This window comes from Streptomyces sp. NPDC046862 (genome assembly GCF_040704615.1).
Lineage (GTDB): Bacteria > Actinomycetota > Actinomycetes > Streptomycetales > Streptomycetaceae > Streptomyces.
The window spans coordinates 18,152-43,280 of the sequence record NZ_JBEYXP010000044.1; the positions used below are offsets into that span (position 1 = coordinate 18,152).

Genomic DNA, 25,129 nt, shown 5'->3' on the forward strand with positions numbered 1-25,129 from the left:
TGCTTTCCCAAAGTGGACCTGGCGGCATACCTGGAGCGCTTCGGCGGCGAGCCCGCGGAGTAGTCGGTACGCAACCCCCCGCACCCCCGTGCGCGTCTCCCCCTACGGAAAGTCACCGGAGCGGGGGGCCCACATGGCACTGTTCGGAAACGCGCACACCGTCAACCCTGGCAAGGCCCAGGAGGACTACGCGCGACTGCTGGGTCACGGGGAGCAGGTCCACGCCGCGTACCTGCTCATCCGTGACACCATCCTGTTCACCGACCGGCGCCTGATCCTGGTCGACAAGCAGGGGCTGACCGGCAAGAAGGTGGAGTACCACTCCGTCCCCTACCGCAGCATCACGCACTTCGCGGTGGAGACGGCCGGGCACTTCGACCTCGACGCCGAGCTGAAGATCTGGATCTCCGGCACCCACGAACCGATCGAGAAGACGTTCACCAAGGGCGTGGACATCTACGAGGTCCAGGCGATCCTCACCCAGTTCGTGGCGAGGTAGGCCGAGGTGGCCGGACAGGACGGCACGCGGCCCGTGATGCCGGACAGGACAGCACGGGGCCCGGGCAGCCGTACGCTGCCCGGGCCCCTCTGTGCCGTCCTGGGCGGGCTCCCCCTTAGCCCAGGACCCCGGCGCCGGTCGTGCTCGACAGCTCCGTCACCAGGTTCTTCACCGAGGTCTGGAGGCCGGCCGTCAGGGTCGGCGTCCAGTTCACGGTCGTCTTGATCTTCTTGGAGTTCGCGGCGTTGTACGCGGCGACCAGGTCGGTCTCGGTGCCGTTGACGAGGTTGCCCTTGCCCGCGACCGAGCCCGTGCCGTCGCCGCTCAGCAGCTTGGCGACCTTCGCGCCGGAGGGGAGCTTGAAGGCGTTGTGTTCGGCGACGACCTGGGCCTTGGCGCGGGAGTCGAGGCTGTACTTGGGCGCGTAGCCGTTGACGGTGGCCGTGTCGTAGACGTTGTTGTAGAGGTGGATCTGGCCGATGCGGGCCAGCGGGGCACGCTGGACGATGCCCTTCCACACGTTGTGGTGGATGGTGACCCGCAGCTTGCCGGTGGAGTCCGTGTCACTGCTGCCGATCAGCATCGTCTTGTCGTGGTTGGTGAACTGGTTGCGCTCCACGGTCACCAGGTCGGAGCCGTTGGTGATGTCGAGGGCGCCGTCGTGGATCTGGTACTTGCGGCCGAAGTACGTCTTCTCCGCGCTGTCGAAGAACGGGGCGTCCGTGAACGTGTTGTGGTCGGCCCACACGTTCGTCACCCCGCGCAGGGTGACGGAGTCGTAGTTCGAGTTCCACTCGCCGGACGAGCCGTCGGTCGGGTCCCACTGCGGGAAGCAGTCCTCGGTGGCGGCGAAGGTGAGGTTGCGGACGATGACGTTCTTCACGTCCTGCACCTGGAGGCTGCCGCCCGTGATGCCCGCCTTGCTGCCCGGGACGCCCACGATGGTGGTGTTGGAGGGCACCCTGAAGACGATGTTCTTCTTCTGCTTGTTGGCCGCGGCCTCGCGGGCCTTCTCCTGCGTGCCCGACGGCGCCTTCTTGCCGTAGGTCGCCGGGTCGAACGCCTTCAGGTAGGCGGAGAGCGAGTAGCCCGTGCCGGAGGCGTAGTCGGCGCAGGTCAGCTTCTTGCCGGAGTCGTCCGTGTTGGCTTCGATGGTGCCCTTGACCTTGATGATCCGGGGCGTGGTGTCGGAGACGGAGCCCAGCGCCTTCACGAGCTGCGCCCGGGTGCTGACCGTGAACGTGTGCGCGGAATCGGCCTTGGTGCCGCCGGTCGTCCCGGAGCCGGAGGCCGCCCAGCCGTCCTTGGCGGGCAGCACCTGGTGGTAGAGGTCGACCGGGCCCGCGTTCGCGTTCATCACGAAGACACCGGTGCCGAGGCCCGCGGCAGCGGCGGCGGCCGTGCCGACGAGCATGCGGCGCTTGAGACGGGACCGGCGGTGAGAGGCAGAGGCCACGGATGAGTCCTTACGTAACGTACGTGATTCGGATGAACACGTGGTTCGTGTGGAGCTCCCGTGAAGGGAGTTTCCAACTCATCTGTGGTCGCCGGTTTCTGAAAGGTTGCCAGGGTCGGCGGGATTCTTGTGACCGCTGTGGTTGGTGTGGTTGGCGCTCCGGTGGTTCAGCCGGGCGGCGTGGTAGGGAAGTGGCGCCTCAGGACCGGCAGCCAGCGGTTGGCGGGCAGTTCGGGGCGGAGGGCGGCGAGCCCGGTGCCGTACTTCGACACGGGGCACGGCCGGTGCTTGAGCGACCACAGCAGCCGGTCGGCGCCGCACCCCGCACGCCCGGCCTTCGTCTCGACAATGGCCCGCTCGGGGGTACGCAGCACGGTGCCGTCGGGCAGTGCCCAGGTCAGCCCGGTGTCGATGGTGAGGCGGCTTCCGCTACGCGGCAGGAAGAGGGTCGTACGCCGGTAGAGGGTGGTGAGGGCGGGCACGAAGCGGAGGTGGCGTGCGTGGATGCCGGCCTCGCCGAGCGCGTGGTCGGCGTACGCCCGGGCCTCGTCGTCCAGCCGCCACGGGTCGCCGTCGTACGGGACGCGCTGCTTGACGGTGGTGCCGCGCGGGCCCCGGGTCTTGACCTCGAGGAAGCGCCCACCGGAGTCGAGGTAGGTCCGTATCCGCAGCTTGAACCGTCTTCGCCGGCGCCGGGCCGCACCGAGGTAGCCGTCCATCTCCGGGGTGTCGAAGTAGAGGGACCGGTACGCGAACCGCCGCTGCCCGTCCACCTCCAGCACCCGCACGTCCTCGTCGATCCCGCCCAGCAGCAGCGGCAGGTCGGTGACGGGCAGCATGTACTTTCGGTCCAGCCTGGTCAGCAGCTCGGCCCGTTCGACGAGCTCGCCGAGCCCGATCGGCCGCAGCGCTCCGAGCCCGATCGGCCGCGGCTCTCCGACGACCGGCCCGGCCGAGTCGACGGCTGTCATACCCCGGCCTCTTGCTCCACACGGGCACCCGCGTCGGCCGGCGCGGGCGAGCCGTCGGTGACGACGTACCGGACCTCGACGAGGGTCGTGTCGTTGACCAGGTCCACGTTCCGCACGGACAGGTTCGCGACCCGCCCGCCGAGCAGCACTTCGAGGTGCGCCCGCAGGGCCTCGTCGTTCATGTACGCGGTGTCGAGCCGCAGAGTCCGCTGCCGGTGCCGCCCGAACAGCCGGGGGTGGTCGCCGACGTACATCGTGCCGACGACCAGCGCCATGAGGGAGCCGGTCAGCACGCTCGCACTGTGCGGCAGCCCCGCGATCAGCCCAATGGCGAGGGCGGAGAAGTAGTACGCGATCTCGTGCTGGGCGATCTCGTACGACCGCAGCCGGGTGATCGACAGCACCCCGAACAGGCCCATGCCGAGCCCTGTCCCCACGGACGCGGAGCTGAGGGCCATGGTCACCGACAGCACCCCGGCGTTGAGGCCGAGGAACGCGGCGAGCAGGTCACGGCGGTGATGGCGGGGGAAGTACACGCCGAAGGCGAGGACTGCCATGGCGGCGAGGTCGAGGACGACGAGTTCCAGCTGGTTCACGACAGGTTCCCCGCCCTCGGCCCGCCGTCGTTCACTGTGGGTTCGGTCATGGTTCAACCATGGGTTACCTGCCTGCCCGTCAACTTTGCGGCTTCGTGTGCGGGATGAAGAATCACCCGTTGCGCGGAACGCCGGCGTCGAAGGGGACCATCACACGCGTCGTGGTCTGCTGGTAGATGACCGAGCTGCGGAAACTCACCACCTCGCGGCGCGCGCTGACCCGGTCCATGAGAAACGAGTGCAGCTGCTCGATGTCCGGCACGGCCACGTGCACGATGAAGTCGTCGTCGCCGGAGACCACGAAGACGGAGACGACCTCGGGCAGTGGGGCCAGGTACGCCTCGAAGGCGGAGATCACCTCCCGGCTCAGCGGACGCAGCCGTGCGAAGACCAGCGCCTGGAGCGAGCGGCCCAGCATGCGCGGCTGCACGGCCGCGTGGTACCCGGTGATCACTCCGCGCGCCCTCAGTGCCCGGACCCGTTCCAGGCACGTGGAGGGCGCGATGCCGGTCAGGCGGGCCAGCTCCCGGTTGGTGAGCCGTCCATCGCGCTGGAGATAGCTGAGGATCGCCGAATCAATGTCGTCCATGACGGCCATTCTCGGGCGGCGTACCGAATTTGGTTCGGCTGTTTCCCCAAAGTCCCGTATGCCGCTCTACATTCCATGCCATCCGCCGGATGGAAGGGATCCCGTCTCCATGGCCCCCGCACTCCCCACGCCCGCCACCACGACCGCGGCCCCCACGCCCGCCGCCGCCGACCACTACGACGGGTTCCTCGCCGAGCACTACACCTGGATGCTGGGCGGAGACGTCGACGCGCTGGCCGCCGCCCAGCGCACGCAGCTGTCGGACCGTGGTGTGGTGCCGGTGCCCGTGGTCGCCGACCCGGCCGCCGGATCACTGGCCGTGGACCTGGGCTGCGGCCCCGGACACACGAGCCTGGCACTGGCCGGCCTGGGCTTCGACCTGGTCCTCGCGGTCGACCTGAGCCATTCGCTGCTGGAGGAACTGTCGGCGCACGCCGCCGGCGTACCGGCGATCCGTCCCGTACGGTCCGACCTGCGCACCGCCCTGCGCGACCTGGTCCGCCCCGGCTCGGCGGACGCGGTCGTCTGCCTGGGCGACACGCTCACCCATCTCCCCACCAGGGGAGACGTGGCCGCCCTGCTGAACGACATCGCCGACGCGCTCACGCCCGACGGAACGGCCGTCCTCTCCTACCGCGACCTGACCGTCCCGCTCACCGGCACCGACCGCTTCCTTCCGGTCCGCGCCGCCGAGAACCGGATCATGACCTGCTTCCTGGAGTACCCGGACGACTACGACGACTACACGGTCGTCGTGCACGACCTGATCCACACCCGGTCCGCCCCCGACGGCACCTGGACCCTGCACGCCCGCAGCTACCGCAAGCTCCGGCTCGCCCACGACTGGGTGCTGGAGCAGTGCCGTACGGCGGGACTCCGGGTCGTGCGGGAGGAGACCGGCCCCGGGAGCGCCATGCGCACCGTGACCCTCCGGCGACGTGTGGTGTGACGCGTGCGCGGCGAGGCCACGTCCCCGCGGGGGCGCCCCGCGATAATCAGGCCATGGCCACTCCCCGCGCACGAGCCGCTACATGAACGACGACGAGACGGGCGACGAGACGGGCGACGAGGCGGACCGGGCCCCGCACACCAACCCGGACACCGCCCCGGACACCGACCCGAACGACCCCCTGCTGCGCCTGCTGACCGACGTCCTCGACCTCGGCGCCCCCTACGGCCTGGCACTCGCCGGCGATTACGCGGCGCTGGCCCACGGTCTGGTCGCCAAGGCGGGCCGGGGAGCCCTGGAGGTGGCCACGGAGAGTGCCGAGCCCATGGAGACGATCGCGGCCGCCGTCCGGGCCGGCCTGGAGGAAGGGGACCGACGCGTACGCCCCCTCCAGACGACCCCTCTCTCCACCCGTCTCCTCGTCACCGAGCCCGCCACGGGCGCGGAGCGCACGCTCGACACCGGCCTCGACACCGTCCCCGGCATCGCCCTCGACATCGTCAAGGAAGCCCTCTGGCGCCCCCCGGTCGACACCGGCCTCGGCCCGACGCTCTCCGTCGAGGACGTCATCGGCACCAAGGTCCGGGCCCTGGCCGATCGCGGCCTCGCCCGCGACCTCGTCGCCGTCCACGCCGCCGCGGACCGCTGGAGCCTCACCGAACTGGAGGAACTGGGCCGGCGCCACGCCCTCGACGCCTTCGACCTCACCGACCTGCAGTCCCGGCTGGAGGGCATGGAGTGGATCGCCGACAGGGAATTCACTGGCTCCGGCCTCGACGAACAGGCCATCATGGCCCTCCGCCAGTGGGCCCAGACCTGGGCCGACGACATCGCGGAACGCCTCCTGGAGGAGGAGGCGATGGAGCCCCCGCCCGACGAATGACCCTATTGCCCTTGCCCCTGCCCTTGCACTTGTCCCTGGGAGGACCGTGAGCAGACGCCGATACGTGGCCCGAGGCGTTCCCGGCGGCTACCGCATCTGGGACAACCGCCGGCACGGCTGGTGGGGCGACCACTACGAGCTCTGCCCGGACGACCTTCTGAAGGAACTGAACGGGGCGGCGGACCAGAAGAGGATCACCGAACTGATGAGGCGGTACCGGGCGGCCAAGCGCTAGGCGTCCGGGCAGATGGCGGGTACGACGCCGGTGTTCCGTCCGTTGGGGTGCGAACCGAGTGTTGGTTCGCCAAGGCGGCGGCCGCCCCGTGAGACGCTCACTGCGAATCCCGAGGTAGGAGGCGCAGTGGATGTCAGCACGTTCTACGCACTCTTCTCGGCCACCTGCTTCACCCTGGTCGGCCTCTGGTGGAACGTGGTCCGGGGTCACCAGGAGTGGCTGCGCGATCCGCAGCTGCGCCACATCGTCGGCGGTATCTACATCTCGTTCCTGCTTCCCGCGCTGATGGGCCTGTTCGCGCAGGTCGGCGGCATGGAGACCCCGGAGATCTGGCGGGCCAGCTTCGTGGCGCTCGCCCTGATCGGCTGTGTGTCGATACTGCGTCTGACCAGCCGCACCCGCCCGGACGGCTCCTCCATGTTCCTGACCCTTGCCCAGGCGGCGGCGGCTCTGTGCTACGCGCTGATCGCGCTGGTGGGCGCGCGACCCGAGCTCGCGGACATCGTGAACCTGAAGCCGATCCAGGCGGCGGCGGTTCTGCTGATCCTGCTCGTCGCCCTGGGGCACGGCCTGGTCTGGAGGTTCATGGCCGGCGAAGGCCGACCCGCCGACGCGACCTGAGGGGTGGCCTAGGGGCCCCTACGTGCCGATGAGCTCGTCCGCCACCCACCGTGCGACATCGGCGGGCCAGGGCACCGGCAGTCCGAGGACGATGTGGTGGATGCCGGCGTCGATCGCTTCGGCGATCGCGTCCCGCGTGGAGCCGGGCCGGTCGTAGGAGACGGGCAGGTGGATCGAGCGGGTGATGGAGGCGGGGTCGCGGCCGATGTCGGCGCAGTAGCGGTCCAGCAGGGCGCTGCGGCGAACGACGTCGTCGAGGTCGCCGCCCGGGATGTTCCACAGGTCGGCGTGCTCGGCGACCACGCGCAGTGTCGCGGAGGAGCGTCCGCCGATGAGGATCGGCGGGTGAGGGCGCTGGACGGGTTTGGGGTTGGCGAACGCCCCGGTGAGCTGGACGTACTCGCCGTGGAAGTCGAACGGTTCGTCCTCGGTCCACAGCCTCCGGATCACCGTGCACGCTTCGGCGAGGCTTCCCACGGCGTGGGCGGTGTCGTGGAAGGGCAGGCCGTGGGCCGCGTACTCGCGGTGGGCCTCGGGAGGGTGGGGTCGTGAGCCGACGCCGATGCCGAAGTCGAGCCGTCCGCCGGAGACGACGTCGACGGTCGTGGCGATCTTGGCCAGCATCGCGGGCGGCCGGAACCGGTTGCTGGTCACCATGACGCCGAGCCGCAGCCGTCGGGTCTGGGCGGCGAGGGCGGAGAGCAGCGTCCAGCCCTCGTGGATCGGCCCGTCCGGGTCGCCCCCGATCGGCATGAGGTGATCGAACAGCCACGCGTGCTCGATCTCCGGGATGGCGTCCGCCTCGCGCCAGACCCGCAGGATGTCGTGGTAGTCGACCTGCATGGGGGCGGTCATGATCCCGAAGCGGGGACGGGGTGTGTGGGGCGGGGTCATGGTGCAGTGGGGTCCTTTCGGCCGTTGATGCGGACTCACCTCGTGACGCGGACTCACCTCGTGACGCGGACTCACCTCGGACGGTCAGCGGCGCCGTCGCAGTGACGGGTCGAGCAGCGAGGGCGGGGTGTCGTACTTCTCGTGGGCGGCGAGGTCGGTGCCGGGGGCGACGATCGAGTCGATCGCGTCGAGCACGTCGGCGGAGAGCACGGTGTCGGCGGCGGCGAGCTGTGAGTGCAGATGGTCCAGGGTGCGGGGGCCGATGAGCGCGCTGGTCACGGCGGGGTGCGCGGTCACGAAGCCGAGTGCGAGCTGGATCATGGTCAGGCCGGCCTCATCGGCGACCTTGGCCAGCTGCTCGACGGCGTCGAGCCGGGCCCGGTTGGCGGGGAGGGCGATGTCGAAGCGGTCCGGCATGAACGCCGACCGGCTCGTGGCGATCTCCCGGCCCTCGCGGACCGCGCCCGACAGCCAGCCCGAGGCCAGCGGACTCCACACCAGCACGCCGAGCCCGTACTCCTCGGTCACGGGCAGCACATGGGTCTCGATCCCGCGCTGCAGGACGGAGTAGCTGGGCTGTTCGGTGACGTAACGGCTCAGGTGATGCTCGCGGGCGGCCCACTGGGCCTGCACGATGCGGTACGCGGGGAAGGTCGAGGAGCCGAAGTAGCGGATCTTCCCGGCACGCTGAAGGTCGGTCAGGGCCGACAGCGTCTCCTCGTCGCTGGTGGCCGGGTCCCACCGGTGGACCTGGTACAGATCGACGTGGTCGACACCGAGGCGGCGCAGGCTGTTGTCCAGCTCGGTGACCAGCCAGCGGCGCGAGCTGCCGCGATGGTTGCGCTCATCGCCCATGGGCATGCCCGCCTTCGTGGCCAGCACGATGTCGTCGCGGCGGCCGGCGATGGCTCGGCCGACCATCTCCTCCGACTCGCCGTCGCTGTACATGTCGGCGGTGTCGATGAGGTTGATCCCTGCATCGAGGGCGGCGTCGACGAGGGCGGTGGCCTCGTCCTGGGTGGTGCGCCCGATCCTGCCGAAGTTCATCGCGCCGAGCGCGAGAGAGCTGACCTGCACACCGGTGCGGCCCAAGGTGCGGTACTGCATGACTGTGTCTCCTCCAACGAAGGTGAAACGCGGCACCAGCGAAACGGAACCGCGCTCCGCTTACGATACGGAACACCGCTCCGTTTCGGCAAGCCCGATACCCTCGTAGCCTCGGCAGTGGAAGGAGCGGCGCGGTGAACGCCAACGACGAGGGCGCGGGGAGCGCGGCCCGGCCCCAACGGACGGATGCCCGGCGCAACCAGAAGGCGCTGCTCGACGCGGCCGCCGCGGTCTTCGTCACGTCGGGCGTGGAAGCGCCGGTACGCGACATCGCGGCCAAGGCCGGCGTCGGGATGGGCACGATCTACCGCCACTTCCCGACGCGGGCGGACCTCATCATCGCCGTGTACCGGCACCAGGTGGAGGCCTGCGCCGAAGCCGGTCCGGCCCTGCTGGAGACGAGCGCGACGCCTTACGCCGCGCTGGGGCAGTGGATCGACCTCTTCGTCGACTTCCTGGTCACCAAGCACGGACTCGCCGCCGTACTGCAGTCCGGCAACGCCGACTTCGACACGCTGCACGCCTACTTCCTCGACCGCCTCGTGCCCGTGTGCGCCCACCTGCTCGACGCGGCGACCGCAGCCGGCGAGATCCGCTCCGACCTCGACGCCCTGGAGCTCATGCGCGGAGTCGGCAACCTCTGCATCGGCGCGGAGGGCGACCCCCGCTACGACGCACGCCGAGTGGTCGGCTTCCTCATCGCGGGCCTGCGCCGACCAGGGCGATCATGACGATCTGGGAGATGCGGCCGGCGTCGATGTCGGACGTCTCGGCGGTGGCGGAGCTGCGTGCGGTGGTGATGCGACCGGACCTGGAACGGCTCGGGCGGTACGACGAGCAGCGCGTACGGCAGCGGCTGCGGGACGGCTTCGACCCGTCACACACACGGGTCATCGAGGTGGACGGCACGTTCGCCGGCTGCGTGGCGCTCCGCCCGGCCGAGGACGCGCACTGGCTGGAGCACTTCTACCTGGCCCCGCGTCTTCAGGGCAGCGGTATCGGTTCGGGCGTCCTGCGCGAGCTGCTGGAACGGTGCGACGGCGAGGGCGTCCCTGTCCGACTGAACGTACTCCAGGGCAGCCCGGCCCGCCGCCTGTACGAGCGCCACGGGTTCGTCCTCGAGACGGAGGATCCCGTGGACGTGTTCATGCTTCGCAAGCCGGCGCCCTCCGAGGTGTCCGGGGGCTCTTGACCTCCCGGAGGAGGGCGGCCAGGGCGGTGGGAGCGACGGGGAGTATTCGGGTGGGGGCGTCGCTTTCTCGGAGGAGCAACTGGACGTTGGTGAGGGCAAGTTCGACGCACTCGTCTCCGTCGCCGCCACCCGAGAACGACGACTTCTGCCACTGAGTCACGTCACAGCTCCTTCGCCAAACGGTGGATGAAGTCGCGCGAGCGCGCCGCGTCGAGCGACACCGACTCCACCTTACGGAAGAGCGTTCGAAACCGGGCCAGTTGTGACGCGGCATCCAGAAAGGGCCCGCCATGGGGCGCGTCACGCTTGGCCGTGTCCAACTGCGGTGCGGGTCCCCCGGCGTACAACATTGAGGCGTTGGCCCCGGCGAAGCCGTCCACGTCGAACGGGACGACCCGTACCGTGACGTTCGGGCGCTCCGACTGCCGCAGGATCTCGTCCAGTTGGGCCCGCGCCGTCGACCGGTCGGCGACTCGCGTGCGCAGCACTCCCTCGTGCACGACGGCCTCGTACGGTACGGCGTCGTCCCTCTCGACGACCACACGCCTGCGCATGCGGTGCGCGACCCTCGGCTCCAGCTCGCTCACGGGCAACTCGGGGACCATGTACGCGAACACGGCCCTGGCGTACTCCTCCGTCTGCAGCACACCCGGCACGTGGGCGGTGGAGATCACCTGGAGGTACCGGGCGTGGTGCTCGAGCTCGGCGAGATCGAGGAAGCCCGGCGGCAACACGTCCCGGTATTCCTCCCACCACCCGCGGGTACGGTCGGTCGCCATCCCTACGAGCGCGTCGACCAACTCCGCGTCCGCGCACGCGTACTGAGCTGCCATCCGCCGTACCCGAGCCTCGCTGACCCCTGTCACGCCGGACTCGATCTGACTCATGGTCACCGACACCACACCCAGCAACTGGCCCGCCTCGCGAGCCCTCAGCCCGGCCGCTTCCCGCAGTCTGCGCAGCTCACGGCCCAGCCGCTCCTGCCGTGCCGTCGGCTCTTTCCGTGGCACCCGTGCCTCCCACCCGTCGATCACCACATCGAGTGACCAGACTACGACAATGAGTTGCATCAGACTAACTTTAGTCCGTACCTTCAGTGACGCGACGCACACGCTGCGGAACGCCGGGACCCCGGAAGCGCACCGCCCCGCCCTGCCACGGCGGGCGCGACAGAGCCACCGCCCGCGACCACAGCGCAGCCCGACTCCCCACTCGCCACCAGGAGTTACGCATGCCCGAAACCGGAGAATCCACCGCACCCGACAACGGCCCCTGGACCTACACCCTCGCCATCCCCAACGACCCCCGCGCCGTCACGATCTGCCGCCGCACCCTCCGCCTCATCCTCGCCCTCCACGACCTCCCCCAGCTCACCGATGCCGCCGAGCTCGCGGCGACGGAGCTGGTCGCGAACGCCGTACTGCACACGAAGGGCCCGGCGGCCATAAGGCTCCGCTGGTCGGACCCGGTCCTGCGGATCGGCGTATGGGACTCGGACCCGACGCCACCGACCCCGGCGCCCAGGACCGACGCCGCACTGACCCCCGCCCTCGAATCGGGCCGCGGCCTCACTCTCGTCGAAGGCTGCTCCGACAAGTGGGGGTGGTTCGCCCTGGGAACGGCGACCCAGCCTCCGGACGGGAACGGCAAGTTCGTGTGGTGCGAGCTGGCCAGGGCGGCGTGAACGTTCCTTCCAACCTCGAAAGAGTGATCCCATTCCATCGGCCGGACGCACGGCCCAAGATCTCCCTAGGTTCATCCACCATGGACACCACCACCCGCGAAACCTCCCCCCGAGTCTTTCCGGATCACCCAGCCGCCCTCACCCCCGTCTTCGATGCGCTGGGTGTTCCGCCGCCCGTGAAGCCGGTCATCGAAAGGCTCAGCGTGAACGCGCCGGAGATCTCGCCGCCGGGGCACCGCATGGAGTCAGTGCTGAAGGTCGACCCGTCCGAAGGGAACGGCTTCCTCCTCGCCATCGATATCCAGAACGAGCCGGATGACGCCAAACTGCTGAACTGGGCCTGCCACGTGACCCATCTCCAGATGACGTGCGAGCGCCCCGTACTCCTGCTGGTGATCTGTCGGAACCGATTCACCGCGACCTGGGCCCTCGGCCCCTTCGAGTCCCGCATCGGCGCCTGGATTTCCCACAGCCTGCACCCACTGGTGCTGGGCCCGGACAACCTGCCGGAGATCACGGATGCGTCGACGGTGATCCGGCAGCCGGCGCTGGCAACGCTGGCGGCCATCGCCCACGGCGAGAGCCCGAGGATCACAGCCGCACGGGAAGCACTGGCCCGAGGCCTGCGCTCACTCGACAATCACACATCGGTCTACCTGTGCGAACTGCTGGAAGCCGGCCTGCTGGACGCTCCGGCCAGAGGGACATGGAGAGAGCTGCTTCGGCCCCCGATGCCTGAGCAGATTATGTAGATTCAATCTACGTAGAATGAACCTACATAAACTCGTCGCTCAGGAGGGCACCATGCCCAGCCCTTTCGTAGGCCGTCAGAACGAGCTTGCCCTCCTCCGCAAGCGCCTCGCCCGGGCTGCCGCCGACGGCACCGGGGTTGCCCTTGCCATGCGAGGGCGGCGGCAGGTTGGGAAGTCGAGACTCGTGCAGGAGTTCTGCGACCAGGCCCGACGACCCCACGTGTTCTTCACCGCGACCAAGGGCGCGTCCCCCGTGGAGGGGATCGCCGATTTGATGGCCGAGCTGAGGGAGTCGTCCCTACCGGCCGACCCCGAGCTCGTGCCCGAGACCGCACCCACCAACTGGCCCGACGCCTTCCGGGCCCTGGCCTCCGTACTGCCCGCCTCCCCCAGCATCATCGTCCTCGACGAGTTGCCCTGGCTCGCCGAGCAGGACCCCGTGTTCGACGGAGCGCTCCAGACGGCGTGGGACAGACTGCTGTCCAGCCGGCCCGTTCTCCTGCTGCTGCTCGGCAGTGACCTGCACATGATGGAACGGTTCACGGCCTACGACCGCCCCTTCTACGGGCGGGCCGACAGCATGGTCCTCGGCCCGCTCAATCCTGCCGAGACAGGGGCCGCGCTGGGCCTGGACGCCGCTGACGCCATCGACGCGCACCTCGTCTCGGGCGGACTGCCGGGCATTCTGCGGGCCTGGCCGCACGGCACCCCGGCACTCGACTTCATCGAGGCCGAGTGCGCCGACCCGGCTTCGCCCCTCTTCGGTGTCCCGGAAGCGGCCCTGATGGCCGAGTTCCCGGCGCCCGACCAGTCCCGGCGGGTCCTGGAGGCCGTGGGCAGCGGTGACCGTACGCACGCCAACATCGCGGCGACGGCGGGAAGCCAGAACGGGGCACTCCCGTCCGGGATACTGTCCCCTCTCCTGCGACGGCTCACCGAGGAGAAGCGCGTCCTCGCCTCCGACACCCCCCTGTCCACCACCCCCGGCAAACCGGCTCTGTACCGCGTGGCCGACAGCAACCTGCGCCTCTACCTGGCCGCCATGCGCTCCGCGCAGGAACTGTCACGGCGCGGCCGGCCCGAGGCCGCGTACCGGATCGTCCAGCGACGGTGGGCGACCTGGCGCGGGAGGGCCGTGGAGCCGCTGATCCGGGAAGCGCTGGAGCTCGCCGCCGCGTCCGGGGACTCCCCCTGGCCCGACACGGTGACGGTGGGCGGTTGGTGGAACCGCCAGTTCTCCCCGGAGATCGACCTCGTCGGTGCGGACCGCGGCCCCGTCGCGAGCACCCTCTACTTCGCCGGCTCCGTGAAATGGCTCGCCTCGCCGTTCGACCAGCACGACCTGACCGCCCTCCGTACGGGCACCTCCCAGATCCCCGGCTTCACCCCGGGCACCACGGGCCTGGCGGTGGTGTCCCTCTCCGGGACGACGGGCGCCGTCGCCGACGACGGAGTCGGGCTGGTGTGGGGCGCGGGGGATGTCGTGGCGGCCTGGGGTTCCTGACGGACCCCGCGTAAGGTCCCGGCATGAGCGGTGCGCGGGTGGTGCTGATCGGGGGAACGTCGAACGTCGGGAAGTCGACCGTCGCCCAGGCGGTGGCGGACCGGCTGGGGTTCGAGTGTCTGTCGACGGACCGCCTGGCACGGCATCCGGGGCGGCCCTGGCGAACGCCGGAGCGGGAGGTGCCGGCGCACGTCGCCGAGCACTACGGAACCCTGACGGTCGACGAACTGATCGTCTCCGTCCTCGACCACTACGAGCGACTGTGGCCCCGCATCGAAGAGCTGGTCACGGACCGTGCGGGCGGAGGCGGGACGACGTCGGGCCTGGTTCTGGAGGGGTCCGCGCTCTGGCCCACGCGCGTCGCGACGCTGACGGTGCCGCGCACGGCCGCCGTATGGCTCACCGCGGACGACGCCCTCGTCCGTGCCCGAGTGCGCGCTGCCGGCCACTACGAAACGGCGACCGCTGCTGAACGGCACCTGATGGACCAGTTTCTGGCCCGGACGAAGCGCTATCAGACGCTCATGCTGCAGGCCGTCGACAGCTTGGGCCTGCAGCGCGTCGACGCGGGCGCGGGCCGGTCCGTCGCGGAGTTGGCCGATGTGGTGATGGGCGCCGTGGGGGCAACGGATGCGGTGGGCCCCTGACGCTATTTGTCATGGAACCAAAAACGGTCCGCCTCGAAAGTGGGCGGACCGTCGCGAAAGGATCAGGTCAGCCGACCGGCTCGCCCGCGTCGGCAGCTTCGTGCGTTTCCGTGGTCGCGTCCGCCGGAGCGGCCTTCTCGTCGACCTTCTTGTCGGTCTGCTTGTCGGTCTGCTTGTCGGCCTTCTCGCCGCTCTCTTCCCGCTGCTTTTTCAGGGCCAGTTCCTTGGCCGTCTTTTCCGAGTGCAGCCTCATTTCCGCCTCGGTCCGGAGATCGAACACCATTGCCTCCTTTGCGTGGTGCGCTGCCGCGACATGCGGGCGCGTGGGAGTCCTTCGCCCGGCGCAGAGGGACGGGCGGCGTACGAGAGAAAGGTCGGTCATTAGATACCGACAGGGATCGCGCTCGCTTCTAGGAGCGGGAACAGCCGTGATCCGGGAGTGACCCTGCCGAGGCGTGCCCGGGTTCATGAGGAATCCGTCGCCGTTGCATCGTCACACCTCCCGGGCAATGTCCTTGTCAGGCCGCATACCAACTGGCCACCACGAACACGTCTTTGCCTGGATATTACCTCACGACCGGCACCCATGTCACGGTCACATTGCTTTCGCACACAGGTAATTGGCCCGCTGTTCACCCAACCCCGGAAAACGTGCGGCGCCCGGGACGTCACGGTCCCGGGCGCCTTTTCGTTCCTCTCAACCGCCGGTCGCCACCTGCCCCTTCGCAACGGTCGGGGCGCCCGAGTCCGAGCCGGATCCCGTCGCCGAGCCGCCGCCGCGGCGGATGAGGGCGACCCCGACGACCGCCAGGATCGACGCCGCGGACAGGGTGTACAGGCCGCCGTTCGTGCTGCCGGTCGTGTCCTTGAGGTAGCCGAAGAGGGTGGGGGAGACGAAACCGCCCAGGTTACCGAGGGAGTTGACGACCGCCAGGCCCGGTGCGGCGACCTTCAGGTCGAGCCCGGACTGCGCCATCGGCCAGAACAGGGTGGCCGCGCACTTCCCGCCGACCGCGGCCAGCGTGATCGCGGCGAGCCCGAACCAGGGCGAGCCCAGCGTGGCGAGGAAGGTTCCGATGGCCGACAGGACCAGGGCGATCGCCAGGAACGGGCGGCGGTCCGGGGCGCCGTCGGTGAAGTGGCTCACCGTGTACATCGCGATCACCGCGCAGATCCACGGGATCGCCGACAGCAGCCCGACCTGGAACGGCGACAGCCCGCCGATCTCCTCGACCAGGCTCGGCAGCCAGAAGGTGATCGCGTAGCCGGTCAGGGCCATGGCGAAGAACACCGTGGTGAGCAGCGCGACCTGGGGGTGGAGGATCAGCCTGAGCCGGGACACCCTCGGCGCGCGGCTGCGGGCCTCCTCGTCGCGGGCGACCGCCGAGCCCAGCGCGTCCTTCTCCTCGCGGGTCAGCCAGCGGGCGTCCTCGATGCGGGAGACGAGGAAGAAACCGGCGATGAAACCGACGACGATCGAGAGCAGCCCCTCGAGGGCGAACATCCAGCGCCAGCCGGCGAACCCGCCGACCCCGTGCAGTTCCAGCAGCGCGCCCGTGATCGGACCGGTCACGATGTACGCGGTGGCCGAGCCGCCCAGGAAGATCGCACTCGCCCGGCCCCGGCTGGAGTCGGGCAGCCACTGGGTGAAGTAGAGCAGCACACCGGGGAAGAAGCCGGCCTCCGCGACGCCGAGCAGGAAGCGCAGTCCGTAGAACATCCACACGTTGTGGATGAAGCACATCGCCACGATCACCGCACCCCAGGTGATCATGATCCGGGTCAGCCAGACGCGTGCGCCGAACCGCTCCAGCAGCATGTTGCTGGGCACCTCGAACAGTGCGTAGCCGATGAAGAACAGGCCGGCGCCCAGACCGTACGCGGTGGCGCTCACCCCGACGTCGGCCCTGAGCTCGTCCTGGACGAAGCCGACGTTCGTCCGGTCCATCTGGTTGATCAGCAACATGAGGACGAGGATCGGCAGCATGCGGCGCAGGAACTTGCCGACCGCACGGCGTTCGGCGTCGGGTATCACGACTTCTGACATCGTTGTCTCCCCTAGGTCGTGCACATACGTGAACTGCGATCACGTACGCGAGAACTTGGGGAACTTTATGGAGGCCCACCTTCCGGGTCAATGGGTTGGTCAAGGAATCATGTATGTGAACATTTTGAGGATGTCGGCAGCGAACACCGCGGGCCCGGAACCTGGGGGCGGGTTCCGGGCCCTGTGTCCAGCCGTACGAGCCGTACGTCCGTCAGCTCCGTACGTCTGTCCGTACGTCCGTCAGCTCGCGTCCGTCAGCTCGCCGAGTCCGACGCGGCGGCCGAGGCACCCGGCTGCACCGAGTCCTCCGTGCCCGTGTGGGTCGCGTCCGGGTCCACGCCGACCGTGATGGAGGCCTGGACGCCCTTGGCGATCGCGTTCTTCTTGTACTTCAGCTTGAGCAGACCGCCTGTGGTGCCGCTCTGGTCGTAGATGGTGTCCTCGTCGAGCGTGGTGCGCTCGGTCGTCGACGTCGAGTACGGCTCGACCTCGGCGGAGGCGAGGACGGACTCCTCGTCGAAGAAGAACTGGCCGGTGTGGCAGGTGTTGCCGCCCTCGTAACCGGCGTCCGTCCACTCGCCGTTGACGTGCACCTTCGTGTGGATGTGGACGCAACGGCCCCGGTACCAGCCCGGGAAGATCGTCTTGAAGGTGACGAAGCCCTGCTTGTCGGTCTTCCAGGTGCCGCGCAGGTAGCGCTTGTCGTCGGTCGGCTCCTCGTGCCCACCGCCACCGCCACCGCCCGTGCCGTCGGTGGGCGCGCCGGACGGCGGCTCACCCGTCGGCGTGCCCGAGGGGGCGTCGGAGGGAGCGCCGCCACCGCCGCCCGAGGACAGGCTCTCGTAGCCGGAGTACAGGCCGAGCGCGTCGCAGTGCCAGATGTCGACGGCCGCGTTACGGATCGGCTTGCAGCTCTCGGAGTCGATCACCTTGAGGCGGAGGGTCAGCGGGATGCCCTCCTTGTCCTCGGTGATGTCCTGCCGGATCTTGTCCGCGTCGATGTAGTACGGACCCTCGGTGGTCTCGGAGGTGAGCTTGTAGCACTCCTCCGCGGTGCTGTCGGCGGCCTTCGCGGAGGCTCCCTTCTTCGTCTCGCCCGCGCTCGCGGTCGCGACGACGGCTCCGCCCACGCCCACGGCGGCCACGGCTCCGGCGCCCGCGACGACGACCTTGCGGCGCGTGACGTCCCGCTTGTGTTTCGGCCCCTGGGCGGCCGTCTGGTTCTCGGTCTCGTTTCCCGTCATGGCAAAGGAAGTTAGGGAGGCAGTCTGTCAAAGCCGTAAGAAAGGACTGTGGTCTGCCTTGCATTCCCAAGCGGAGGGAAAGAGGGCCCGAAATCCTCGTCGATTTCGAGCCCCTTTTCGGCAAATCCACTGGAAAGGCTTGCCTTACGACGCGCTCGCGCTCGGCTGCGGCGGCGCGCCCTGCCCCTCGTTGGTCGCCTCCGGGTCCACGCCCACCGTGAGCGAGGCACGCACCCCCTTCGCGATGTTCCTCTTGTCGTAGCGCAGCTTCAGCAGTCCGCCCTGGGTGCCGCTGCCGTCGTAGATGGAGTCCCCGTCGAGCGTCGTGCGCTCCGCCGTGTTCGACACGTACGGCTCGACCTCGGCGGAGGCGAGGACGGACTCCTCGTCGAAGAAGAACTGGCCGGTGTGGCAGGTGTTGCCGCCCTCGTACCCTGCCTCCGTCCACTCGCCATTGACGTGCACCTTCGTGTGGATGTGCACGCAACGGCCGCGGTACCAGCCCGGGAAGACCGTCTTGAAGGTGACGAAGCCCTGCCGGTCCGTACGCCACGTGCCGCGCAGGTAGCGGGTGTCGTCCGTCGGCTCCTGGTGGCCGCCGCCGGGAGGCGGGCCCGAGGGCGAACCGGTCGGAGCGTCGGTCGGGGCGGCTGTCGGCGGGGGACCGCTCGGGGCCGGGCCGCCACCGCCGTTGCCCATGTCCTCGTACCCGGAGTAGACGCCCACAGCGTCGCAGTGCCAGATGTCGACAGCCGCGTTGCGGATCGGCCGGCAGGTCTCGGAGTCGATCACCTTGAGGCGGAGGGTCAGCGGGATGCCCTCCCGGTCCTCCGTGACGTCCCGGCGGATCTTGTCCGCGTCGATGTAGTACGGACCCTCGACGGTCTCCGACGTCAGCTTGTAGCACTCCTCCGGGGCGGAGGCATCGGTACCTGAACCCGCGGGGGCGCCGCCGGAGGCTTTTCTCTCGCCGTCGAGGGCGTTCGCCGCGACGGCCGTGCCGCCGAGGGTCACCGCCGCCACCGCGCCCGCGCCCACCGCCACGGCCTTGCGACGGGACAGCTGCTGATCCTGTGGATGCTGTTGATTGACTGTCATGCGCCGGGAAGTTAGGTAAGAACCCTGTCAACGAGCTGAGAAAACAGCGCCTTTCCCTCACGCATGAGAAAGGGTCCTGAAATCGACGGGCGATTTCAGGACCCTTCCCACCGGGCCGGCCACCGGGCAACCAGGAAAGGCTTGCCTTACCTAATTCCCCACTCGTGTTCCACTACTTCGGCTGGGGCTTACGCACCGAAAGGTGCAGCTCCCGCAGCCGCGTCTCGTCCAGCTCCGTCGGCGCGCCCATCATCAGGTCCTGGGCGTTGCCGTTGAGCGGGAAGGCGATCGTCTCGCGGATGTTCGGCTCGTCGGCCAGCAGCATGACGATGCGGTCGACACCGGGGGCGATGCCACCGTGCGGCGGGGCGCCGAAACGGAAGGCGCGCAGCATGCCGGCGAACTGCTCCTCGACGGTCTCACGGTCGTAACCCGCGATCTCGAAGGCCTTGAGCATGATGTCCGGCTCGTGGTTCCGGATGGCGCCGGAGGACAGCTCGACGCCGTTGCAGACGATGTCGTACTGCCAGCCGAGGACGTCCAGCGGGTCCTGGGTCTGAAGGGCCTCCAGGCCACCCTGCGGCATCGAGAACGGGTTGTGCGAGAAGTCGATCTTCCCGGTCTCCTCGTCCTTCTCGTACATCGGGAAGTCGACGATCCAGCAGAACCGGAAGACGTCCTCCTCGAAGTGTCCGGCGCGCTTGGCGGCCTCGACCCGCACCGCGCCCATGATCTTCGAGACCTCGTCGAACTCGCCCGCGCCGAAGAACACCGCGTGCCCGGAGGCCAGCGACAGCCGCTTCGTCAGCTCGGCGATGTTCTCCTCGGTCAGGAACTTCGCGATCGGGCCCGTCAGCGAGCCGTCCTCGGTCACCCGCACCCACGCCAGGCCCTTCGCGCCCTGCGAGACCGCGAAGTCACCGAGCTGGTCGAAGAACTTCCGGGGCTGCGCGGACACGTCCGGCACCGGCAGGGCACGGACGTGCTTGCCGGCGAAGGCCTTGAACTCCGAGCCCTCGAAGATGTCGGTGATGTCCACGAGCTCCAGCTGCGCGCGCAGGTCCGGCTTGTCGGAGCCGTACTTCAGCATCGCCTCGCGGAACGGGATGCGCGGGAAGGGGGAGGTGACGTGCCGCCCGTTGCCGAACTCCTCGAAGAGCTCGGTCATCAGCTTCTCGATGGGCTGGAAGACGTCCTCCTGCTCGACGAAGGACATCTCCACGTCGAGCTGGTAGAACTCGCCCGGCGAACGGTCCGCGCGGGCGTCCTCGTCACGGAAGCAGGGCGCGATCTGGAAGTAGCGGTCGAAGCCCGAGATCATCAGCAGCTGCTTGAACTGCTGCGGGGCCTGCGGCAGCGCGTAGAACCTGCCCGGGTTCAGGCGCGACGGCACGACGAAGTCGCGGGCGCCCTCGGGGGAGGTGGCGGAGAGGATCGGCGTCGCCATCTCGTTGAAGCCGAGCGCCGTCATCTTGTGACGAATGGCGCTGATCACCGCGGTACGCAGCATGATGTTGCGATGCATGCGCTCGCGGCGCAGGTCCAGGAAGCGGTACTCCAGGCGCCGCTCCTCGTTCACCCCGTCCTCGGTGTTGATCGTGAACGGGAGGGGGGCCGCCGCGCCGAGCAGTTCGACCTCGCCGACCTCGACCTCGACCTCGCCGGTCGGCAGGTCGGGGTTCACGTTCTCCGTTCCACGTGAAACAACGCTGCCGTCGACGCGGACGGTCGACTCCTTGGAGAGCTTGTCCAGCGCCTCGTACGCGGGCGTGCCCGGGCGGGCCACCAGCTGCGTGATGCCGTAGTGATCGCGCAGATCGATGAAGAGGATGCCGCCCAGGTCGCGCCGATTGTGCAGCCAGCCGCTCAGCCGGACGTCGGTGCCGACGTCAGAGGCGCGGAGCTCGCCGCAGGTGTGGGACCTGTACCGATGCATCGTCGTTCATCCAGTCTTCGCTGATCGGGTCTCGCCGGGGCCGCGCCCCGGAGCGCCGGGCGGGGTTGGGCCCGGAGCCCCCAAGGGTACCGGGGACCTCCGGCGGTCAGGCGAGGGCTTTTGCGTGTGCCGGGTTCTGTTTGGGGGAGGCTGCGGGTTCGTTGTGGCTTGTCGCGCAGTTCCGCGCGCCCCCAAAGGCCTGGGGCGCGCCCTGCGCTATGACTGCGCCCCTCAAAAGCCCGTCCACTAAAAGCCCGCCCCCGCAGCCGGCACGACGCCGCACCGTCAGCCGCGTACGCACGGCAGGGGGTGTGCCGGGAGGTGCCCGCCCGCAGCGGCCGGCGTCCGCCGCCGAGGAACTGGACGCCGGACAGAACCGCCGGACCGAGGACGGAGACCTCCCGGCGCGCCCCCGACCCGCGAACCAACAGCAGGCGCCCCAGCCACAATGGCGCGGCAGACACTCGACGGCGCCGCAGACACTCGACCACCTGCGGGACCGCGCTCCGCAAGGGGCGCGGGGCAGTGACATCATGCGGCTCCGCCGCGGGGGGCGAGCAACCACACACCATCCGCAGTCGCCAAGGCAGCACCCACCGACCACCCTCACCCCGCCCAACCCGGCGGACGCGCACCACGCCCCAGCCACGACGGACCGGACCGGAACGGAACGGAACGGAACGGAACGACGCTTCCCCGCCAATGACCTTCACCCCCGCACCCGCACCGCCCGAGCGGCAGCACTGTCGCAACGCGTACGCCCGACCGGAGACAGCGCTTTCCCCAGTCCCCGCCGTCTCCGGGACAGCGGCGGGTCCCGGCCACGGTGACTGAGTGGGATGTACAGCTTCGGTGGCAGTGTCCGATCAGCTGTTCTTAAAGTGGGTCAATGCTCACTGGTGAGCCCCTGCCCGCCGTAGGGGACGTCCTGTCCGCTCTCGCGACCGGCCTGTGGCGCTCGGACCCCCGCACCGCCCTGGTCACTCTGGACGCCGAGGCCGCGCGCCTCGTCGGGCTGCCGCCGGAGCCGACGACGATCACCGAGGCCGGCATCCGTGCCCGCTTCCACCCCGAGGACTGGATCGAGGTCGACAGCATCGTCCGCCTCGCCGTCATCGAAGGGACCATCGCCGAGGTCCGTATGCGGATCGTGGACGACCAGGGACGCGTGGTGCGCATGGTGCGCAGCCGGTCCAAGCCGATCGTCGACGGCCTCACCGGGGAGTTCGAACTGATCGGCACCCTCCAGGAGGTCTCCGAACCCCCGCCCGGAACCGCCGCCCGCACCCCCGTCACCGGCGACTGGCGCCGCTCCCGCGAGGCGTTCCTGCTGGACGCGGGCCGCGCGCTGGCCGAGGCCCGCTCGACGGAGGAGGTGCTGCGGGTCGCCGCCGGGCTGTCGATGCCGGGCTTCTCCCCGGACGGCCTCGCCGTCTTCGGCGTGGAGGCCGACCGGCTCACCGTCATCGGCCACCACGGGCAGAAACCCGGCGACGAGCGCCCGTTCACCCAGATCTCGCTGGAGATGGACTACCCGGCCGCCGAGGTCGTGCGCACGGGCCGTGCCGTCTACCTGTCCACCCCCGAGGACTACAAGTTCCGCTACCCCGCCTCCTGGCCCCTCGCCGAACGCTTCGGCCGCCAGTCCTGGGCCTTCATCCCGCTCACCGTCGCCGGACAGACGATGGGCGCGTGGATGGCGGCCTTCGCCCACCCCGTCTCCTTCACGCCCGACGAGCGCTCGGTCCTCACGACGGTGGCCCGCATGCTCGCCCAGGCCCTCTCCCGCGCGGTCACCGCCGAGACCGAGCGCGAGCTGACCGACGGGCTGCAGCGCTCGATGATGCCGACGCTGGGCCCGGAGATACCCGGCATGAGCGTCGCCGCCCGCTACGTACCGACCGGCGGCGGCCTCCAGGTCGGCGGCGACTGGTACGACCTGATCCCGCTGCCGAGCGGCCGCTTCGCCCTCGTCATCGGCGACGTCCAGGGCCACGACGTACGCGCGGCCGGCCTCATGGGCCAGCTCCGCATCGCGCTGCGTGCGTACGCCTCGGAGGGCCACCGCCCGGACGCGGTGCTCTCCCGCGCCTCCCGCTTCTTCTACGGGATCACGCAGCACGACGAGGAGAGCATCGACCTGCGGTTCGCGACCTGCCTGTACGTCGAGGTCGATCCGGAGACCGGCACGCTGGAGGCCGCCCGGGCCGGGCACCCCGACCCGGCGGTCCGGATGGCCGACGGCACGGTCCTGACCCGGCACACGGCGGGCGGGCTCCCCCTCGGCATCGACCCGGACGCCGACTACCCGACGACCAGGATCGTCCTGGAGCCCGGCGAGACCATGCTGATCTGCACGGACGGCCTGATCGAGACCGGCGGCCACGACCTGGACACCGGCTGGCGCCGCATCCGCCGGATCCTGGAGTCGCACGACGGCGACCTGGAGGCGCTGGCCGACGCCCTGGTCCAGGGCGTGCACGGCCCGTCCTCCCACCACACGCCGGGCCCGCTGGCCGACCGCCGCGAGGACGACATCGCGGTGCTGCTGCTGTGCCGTCAGGGCGAGGGCTGTGGCTGCGGCGACACCACCCTCGAACGGCCCACCGTGCGCCGTACGGCCCTCACCGTCGCCCAGGACGAGCCGGAGCGCGTCGCCGGAGCCCGCCGGCACGTGCGCGAACTCCTGCACGACTGGGCCGGCGCCGAGCAGGTCGACTCGGCCGTCCTCCTGGTCTCCGAGGTGGTCACCAACGTGCTGGTCCACACGGACGCCGACGCCCTCCTGGTCGCCGAGGTCACCGGCGGGCAGGACCGGCGCCGGCTGCGCGTGGAGGTCATGGACGCCGGCGACGACCTCCCGCACAAGCGCCGCCCCGGCGAACTCGCCTCCTCCGGGCGCGGGCTGCTGCTGATCGAGCTGCTCGCGGACGCGTGGGGCGTCGACCCGCGGGGCGAGGGCAAGAGCATCTGGTTCGAGCTGTACGAGACGCCGGCCACGGAGTAGGTACGGAGTAGGTCACGAGGGCGCGTCCGGACGGTCCGGTCGGTCCGGACCGACCGGACCGTCGGGCGCGTCCGGCGCATCGGGCGCGTACCGCGTACGGAGTTCGCGGACGACCCCGAAGGCGGCCGCGGTCAGCGGCACCGAGAGCAGGATGCCGAGGATCCCGGCGACGGACGCCCCCGCGGTGATGGCGAGCAGGACGACGGCCGGGTGCATCTGGACCGTACGGCTCTGGACCACCGGCTGCAGGACGTGCCCCTCCAGGATCTGCACGGCGATGACGATCCCGAGTGCCCACAGCGCGATCACGAACCCGCGGTCGGCGAGCGCGACGAGCACGGCCACGGCACCCGAGATGAAGGCGCCGAGATACGGGATGTACGCGCCCACGAAGACCAGCGCGCCCAGCCCGACCGCACCGGGCACCCCGAGGATCAGCAGACCCACGGTGATGCAGAGGGCGTCGATCAGCGCGATGAAGGTGGTCCCGCGCATGAAGCCCTCGACGGCGTGGAAGGCCCGCCGCGCGATGGCCTCCAGGGTCTCGCCCCTGCTGCCGGGGGCCACGGCGCGCAGGACGCCCACCGCGCGGTGGGCGTCGCGGAGGAAGAAGAAGACGAGCAGCAGCGCCAGCACCGCCATGGCGATCGTCTCGCCGACGACGCTGACCCCGCTGATCACTCCGGAGGCAGCCGTCCCCCCGAACCTGCCCAGCAGTTCCCGGGCGTTGGAGGCCATGTCGTCCAGCGAGGTCCCGGCCGCCCCGAAGCGCTCGGCCAGGGAGCGCCCCGCGTCCCTGAGCGAGTCGACGATCTGGTCGCCGGTGTCGACGATCGCGGCGACGACGATGTAGACGGCCCCGCCGACCACGGCGACGACGGCGACACAGGTGACCGCCGCCGCGATCGACCGGTGGACCCCCGCGCGGACGAGGCGCCGGTGCAGCGGCCTCAGCAACGCGGTCCCGAGGAGCGCGAGCAGTACCGCCACGACGGCCGTACGGAACTCGACGCAGAGCCGGACGCCCACGTAGACGACCCCGGCGACGAGCAGGACGACGGCACACCAGGCGGCGAGGCGACGGACGGGTTCGGGAAGCAGGGGCCCGGGGTCCGGGCCGAGCGGCTTGGTGTCCTGCACCCCTCCAGCCGACCACGACGGGCAGGGACTGTCGTGCGCGAACGGCCCGCCCGAGTGACCGCTCAGGAGCGTTCGGCG

26 protein-coding genes are annotated in these 25,129 nt (G+C 69.9%); 12 read left to right on the forward strand and 14 right to left on the reverse strand.

The window, feature by feature from the left end; genetic code table 11:
* Positions 1 to 133: 133 nt before the first annotated feature.
* Positions 134 to 499 carry a PH domain-containing protein gene (locus tag AB0959_RS37225; protein WP_366831184.1) on the forward strand — a complete coding sequence of 122 codons (366 nt, stop codon included), beginning with the start codon at positions 134 to 136 and terminating at the stop codon, positions 497 to 499.
* Positions 500 to 614: 115 nt separating this feature from the next.
* On the opposite strand, the gene AB0959_RS37230 is transcribed toward AB0959_RS37225, so the two are convergent.
* The 4 genes from AB0959_RS37230 to AB0959_RS37245 form a co-directional block, all read right to left on the reverse strand.
* A complete protein-coding gene (locus tag AB0959_RS37230) occupies positions 615 to 1,955 on the reverse strand; it encodes a polysaccharide lyase family 1 protein (protein WP_366831185.1) in 1,341 nt (446 codons plus the stop codon).
* A 167-nt stretch (positions 1,956 to 2,122) separates the two neighbouring features.
* Positions 2,123 to 2,926 (reverse strand): polyphosphate polymerase domain-containing protein, encoded by an 804-nt coding sequence (locus AB0959_RS37235; protein ID WP_366831186.1) that lies wholly within the window; start codon positions 2,924 to 2,926, stop codon positions 2,123 to 2,125.
* Entirely contained in the window at positions 2,923 to 3,522 is a 600-nt protein-coding gene (locus tag AB0959_RS37240) for a DUF4956 domain-containing protein (RefSeq protein WP_366831187.1), read from the reverse strand. The genes AB0959_RS37235 and AB0959_RS37240 overlap by 4 nt, the downstream gene beginning before the upstream one ends.
* 112 nt (positions 3,523 to 3,634) lie before the next feature.
* The gene (locus AB0959_RS37245) at positions 3,635 to 4,111 is read right to left on the reverse strand and encodes an Lrp/AsnC family transcriptional regulator (protein WP_366831188.1); all 477 of its coding nucleotides are present in this window, start codon (positions 4,109 to 4,111) and stop codon (positions 3,635 to 3,637) included.
* Between the two features lie 109 nt (positions 4,112 to 4,220).
* On the opposite strand from AB0959_RS37245, the gene AB0959_RS37250 reads away from it, so the two are divergent.
* From AB0959_RS37250 to AB0959_RS37265, 4 genes are all read left to right on the forward strand, one after another.
* Complete coding sequence (locus AB0959_RS37250; protein WP_366831189.1) at positions 4,221 to 5,060, forward strand: class I SAM-dependent methyltransferase; 840 nt, start codon at positions 4,221 to 4,223, stop codon at positions 5,058 to 5,060.
* Positions 5,061 to 5,142: 82 nt separating this feature from the next.
* Positions 5,143 to 5,943: a hypothetical protein gene (locus AB0959_RS37255; RefSeq protein WP_366831190.1), complete on the forward strand. Its 801-nt coding sequence runs from the start codon at positions 5,143 to 5,145 to the stop codon at positions 5,941 to 5,943.
* 46 nt (positions 5,944 to 5,989) lie between these two features.
* A complete protein-coding gene (locus tag AB0959_RS37260) occupies positions 5,990 to 6,178 on the forward strand; it encodes a hypothetical protein (protein ID WP_366831191.1) in 189 nt (62 codons plus the stop codon).
* Between the two features lie 126 nt (positions 6,179 to 6,304).
* Positions 6,305 to 6,799, forward strand: a complete 495-nt coding sequence (locus AB0959_RS37265; RefSeq protein WP_366831192.1) for a hypothetical protein — start codon at positions 6,305 to 6,307, stop codon at positions 6,797 to 6,799.
* Between the two features lie 18 nt (positions 6,800 to 6,817).
* Here AB0959_RS37265 and AB0959_RS37270 read toward each other — a convergent pair whose 3' ends face one another.
* Positions 6,818 to 7,693, reverse strand: a complete 876-nt coding sequence (locus AB0959_RS37270) for an LLM class flavin-dependent oxidoreductase (protein WP_366831193.1) — start codon at positions 7,691 to 7,693, stop codon at positions 6,818 to 6,820.
* An 84-nt stretch (positions 7,694 to 7,777) separates the two neighbouring features.
* Positions 7,778 to 8,800 carry an aldo/keto reductase gene (locus AB0959_RS37275; protein WP_366831194.1) on the reverse strand — a complete coding sequence of 341 codons (1,023 nt, stop codon included), beginning with the start codon at positions 8,798 to 8,800 and terminating at the stop codon, positions 7,778 to 7,780.
* A gap of 134 nt (positions 8,801 to 8,934) precedes the next feature.
* Between AB0959_RS37275 and AB0959_RS37280 the strand changes: the two genes are divergently transcribed.
* Both AB0959_RS37280 and AB0959_RS37285 read left to right on the forward strand, forming a co-directional pair.
* The gene (locus AB0959_RS37280; protein ID WP_366831195.1) at positions 8,935 to 9,531 is read left to right on the forward strand and encodes a TetR/AcrR family transcriptional regulator; all 597 of its coding nucleotides are present in this window, start codon (positions 8,935 to 8,937) and stop codon (positions 9,529 to 9,531) included.
* A complete protein-coding gene (locus tag AB0959_RS37285; RefSeq protein ID WP_366831196.1) occupies positions 9,528 to 9,992 on the forward strand; it encodes a GNAT family N-acetyltransferase in 465 nt (154 codons plus the stop codon). The genes AB0959_RS37280 and AB0959_RS37285 overlap by 4 nt, the downstream gene beginning before the upstream one ends.
* Here AB0959_RS37285 and AB0959_RS37290 read toward each other — a convergent pair.
* Both AB0959_RS37290 and AB0959_RS37295 read right to left on the reverse strand, forming a co-directional pair.
* Positions 9,946 to 10,266, reverse strand: a complete 321-nt coding sequence (locus tag AB0959_RS37290; protein ID WP_366831197.1) for a DUF397 domain-containing protein — start codon at positions 10,264 to 10,266, stop codon at positions 9,946 to 9,948. The genes AB0959_RS37285 and AB0959_RS37290 overlap by 47 nt on opposite strands.
* Positions 10,154 to 11,062 carry a helix-turn-helix transcriptional regulator gene (locus tag AB0959_RS37295; RefSeq protein ID WP_366831198.1) on the reverse strand — a complete coding sequence of 303 codons (909 nt, stop codon included), beginning with the start codon at positions 11,060 to 11,062 and terminating at the stop codon, positions 10,154 to 10,156. The genes AB0959_RS37290 and AB0959_RS37295 overlap by 113 nt, the downstream gene beginning before the upstream one ends.
* 161 nt (positions 11,063 to 11,223) lie before the next feature.
* On the opposite strand from AB0959_RS37295, the gene AB0959_RS37300 reads away from it, so the two are divergent.
* The 4 genes from AB0959_RS37300 (at position 11,224) to AB0959_RS37315 (ending at position 14,579) form a co-directional block, all read left to right on the forward strand.
* Positions 11,224 to 11,676: an ATP-binding protein gene (locus AB0959_RS37300; RefSeq protein WP_366831199.1), complete on the forward strand. Its 453-nt coding sequence runs from the start codon at positions 11,224 to 11,226 to the stop codon at positions 11,674 to 11,676.
* A gap of 80 nt (positions 11,677 to 11,756) precedes the next feature.
* Positions 11,757 to 12,428 (forward strand): hypothetical protein, encoded by a 672-nt coding sequence (locus AB0959_RS37305; RefSeq protein ID WP_366831200.1) that lies wholly within the window; start codon positions 11,757 to 11,759, stop codon positions 12,426 to 12,428.
* Positions 12,429 to 12,480: 52 nt separating this feature from the next.
* Entirely contained in the window at positions 12,481 to 13,932 is a 1,452-nt protein-coding gene (locus tag AB0959_RS37310) for an ATP-binding protein (protein WP_366831201.1), read from the forward strand.
* Between the two features lie 23 nt (positions 13,933 to 13,955).
* Positions 13,956 to 14,579: a hypothetical protein gene (locus tag AB0959_RS37315; protein ID WP_366831202.1), complete on the forward strand. Its 624-nt coding sequence runs from the start codon at positions 13,956 to 13,958 to the stop codon at positions 14,577 to 14,579.
* A gap of 67 nt (positions 14,580 to 14,646) precedes the next feature.
* On the opposite strand, the gene AB0959_RS37320 is transcribed toward AB0959_RS37315, so the two are convergent.
* The 5 genes from AB0959_RS37320 to aspS form a co-directional block, all read right to left on the reverse strand.
* The gene (locus AB0959_RS37320; RefSeq protein ID WP_366831203.1) at positions 14,647 to 14,862 is read right to left on the reverse strand and encodes a hypothetical protein; all 216 of its coding nucleotides are present in this window, start codon (positions 14,860 to 14,862) and stop codon (positions 14,647 to 14,649) included.
* Positions 14,863 to 15,276: 414 nt separating this feature from the next.
* Complete coding sequence (locus AB0959_RS37325; protein ID WP_366831204.1) at positions 15,277 to 16,626, reverse strand: MFS transporter; 1,350 nt, start codon at positions 16,624 to 16,626, stop codon at positions 15,277 to 15,279.
* A gap of 254 nt (positions 16,627 to 16,880) precedes the next feature.
* Positions 16,881 to 17,870, reverse strand: a complete 990-nt coding sequence (locus AB0959_RS37330; protein ID WP_366831205.1) for an intradiol ring-cleavage dioxygenase — start codon at positions 17,868 to 17,870, stop codon at positions 16,881 to 16,883.
* A gap of 144 nt (positions 17,871 to 18,014) precedes the next feature.
* Positions 18,015 to 18,968, reverse strand: coding sequence for an intradiol ring-cleavage dioxygenase (locus AB0959_RS37335; RefSeq protein WP_366831206.1), 954 nt, complete (start codon positions 18,966 to 18,968; stop codon positions 18,015 to 18,017).
* A 172-nt stretch (positions 18,969 to 19,140) separates the two neighbouring features.
* Positions 19,141 to 20,904, reverse strand: a complete 1,764-nt coding sequence (aspS, locus tag AB0959_RS37340; protein WP_366831207.1) for an aspartate--tRNA ligase — start codon at positions 20,902 to 20,904, stop codon at positions 19,141 to 19,143.
* An 889-nt stretch (positions 20,905 to 21,793) separates the two neighbouring features.
* Between aspS and AB0959_RS37345 the strand changes: the two genes are divergently transcribed.
* Positions 21,794 to 23,911 carry a SpoIIE family protein phosphatase gene (locus AB0959_RS37345; protein ID WP_366831208.1) on the forward strand — a complete coding sequence of 706 codons (2,118 nt, stop codon included), beginning with the start codon at positions 21,794 to 21,796 and terminating at the stop codon, positions 23,909 to 23,911.
* Positions 23,912 to 23,923: 12 nt separating this feature from the next.
* Here AB0959_RS37345 and AB0959_RS37350 read toward each other — a convergent pair whose 3' ends face one another.
* Positions 23,924 to 25,051 carry an AI-2E family transporter gene (locus tag AB0959_RS37350; protein WP_366831209.1) on the reverse strand — a complete coding sequence of 376 codons (1,128 nt, stop codon included), beginning with the start codon at positions 25,049 to 25,051 and terminating at the stop codon, positions 23,924 to 23,926.
* Positions 25,052 to 25,129 lie beyond the last annotated feature (78 nt).

What these genes read in the sequence shown, in the direction of transcription:
- AB0959_RS37225 (WP_366831184.1), top strand. Translation starts at nt 134, where the DNA reads ATGGCACTGTTCGGAAACGCGCACACCGTCAACCCTGGCAAGGCCCAG.
- AB0959_RS37235 (WP_366831186.1), bottom strand. Translation starts at nt 2,926, where the DNA reads ATGACAGCCGTCGACTCGGCCGGGCCGGTCGTCGGAGAGCCGCGGCCG.
- AB0959_RS37245 (WP_366831188.1), bottom strand. Translation starts at nt 4,111, where the DNA reads ATGGACGACATTGATTCGGCGATCCTCAGCTATCTCCAGCGCGATGGA.
- AB0959_RS37250 (WP_366831189.1), top strand. Translation starts at nt 4,221, where the DNA reads ATGGCCCCCGCACTCCCCACGCCCGCCACCACGACCGCGGCCCCCACG.
- AB0959_RS37255 (WP_366831190.1), top strand. Translation starts at nt 5,143, where the DNA reads ATGAACGACGACGAGACGGGCGACGAGACGGGCGACGAGGCGGACCGG.
- AB0959_RS37270 (WP_366831193.1), bottom strand. Translation starts at nt 7,693, where the DNA reads ATGACCCCGCCCCACACACCCCGTCCCCGCTTCGGGATCATGACCGCC.
- AB0959_RS37275 (WP_366831194.1), bottom strand. Translation starts at nt 8,800, where the DNA reads ATGCAGTACCGCACCTTGGGCCGCACCGGTGTGCAGGTCAGCTCTCTC.
- AB0959_RS37285 (WP_366831196.1), top strand. Translation starts at nt 9,528, where the DNA reads ATGACGATCTGGGAGATGCGGCCGGCGTCGATGTCGGACGTCTCGGCG.
- AB0959_RS37290 (WP_366831197.1), bottom strand. Translation starts at nt 10,266, where the DNA reads ATGCCGCGTCACAACTGGCCCGGTTTCGAACGCTCTTCCGTAAGGTGG.
- AB0959_RS37295 (WP_366831198.1), bottom strand. Translation starts at nt 11,062, where the DNA reads ATGCAACTCATTGTCGTAGTCTGGTCACTCGATGTGGTGATCGACGGG.
- AB0959_RS37300 (WP_366831199.1), top strand. Translation starts at nt 11,224, where the DNA reads ATGCCCGAAACCGGAGAATCCACCGCACCCGACAACGGCCCCTGGACC.
- AB0959_RS37305 (WP_366831200.1), top strand. Translation starts at nt 11,757, where the DNA reads ATGGACACCACCACCCGCGAAACCTCCCCCCGAGTCTTTCCGGATCAC.
- AB0959_RS37310 (WP_366831201.1), top strand. Translation starts at nt 12,481, where the DNA reads ATGCCCAGCCCTTTCGTAGGCCGTCAGAACGAGCTTGCCCTCCTCCGC.
- AB0959_RS37315 (WP_366831202.1), top strand. Translation starts at nt 13,956, where the DNA reads ATGAGCGGTGCGCGGGTGGTGCTGATCGGGGGAACGTCGAACGTCGGG.
- AB0959_RS37320 (WP_366831203.1), bottom strand. Translation starts at nt 14,862, where the DNA reads ATGGTGTTCGATCTCCGGACCGAGGCGGAAATGAGGCTGCACTCGGAA.
- AB0959_RS37325 (WP_366831204.1), bottom strand. Translation starts at nt 16,626, where the DNA reads ATGTCAGAAGTCGTGATACCCGACGCCGAACGCCGTGCGGTCGGCAAG.
- AB0959_RS37330 (WP_366831205.1), bottom strand. Translation starts at nt 17,870, where the DNA reads ATGACGGGAAACGAGACCGAGAACCAGACGGCCGCCCAGGGGCCGAAA.
- AB0959_RS37335 (WP_366831206.1), bottom strand. Translation starts at nt 18,968, where the DNA reads ATGACAGTCAATCAACAGCATCCACAGGATCAGCAGCTGTCCCGTCGC.
- aspS (WP_366831207.1), bottom strand. Translation starts at nt 20,904, where the DNA reads ATGCATCGGTACAGGTCCCACACCTGCGGCGAGCTCCGCGCCTCTGAC.
- AB0959_RS37345 (WP_366831208.1), top strand. Translation starts at nt 21,794, where the DNA reads ATGCTCACTGGTGAGCCCCTGCCCGCCGTAGGGGACGTCCTGTCCGCT.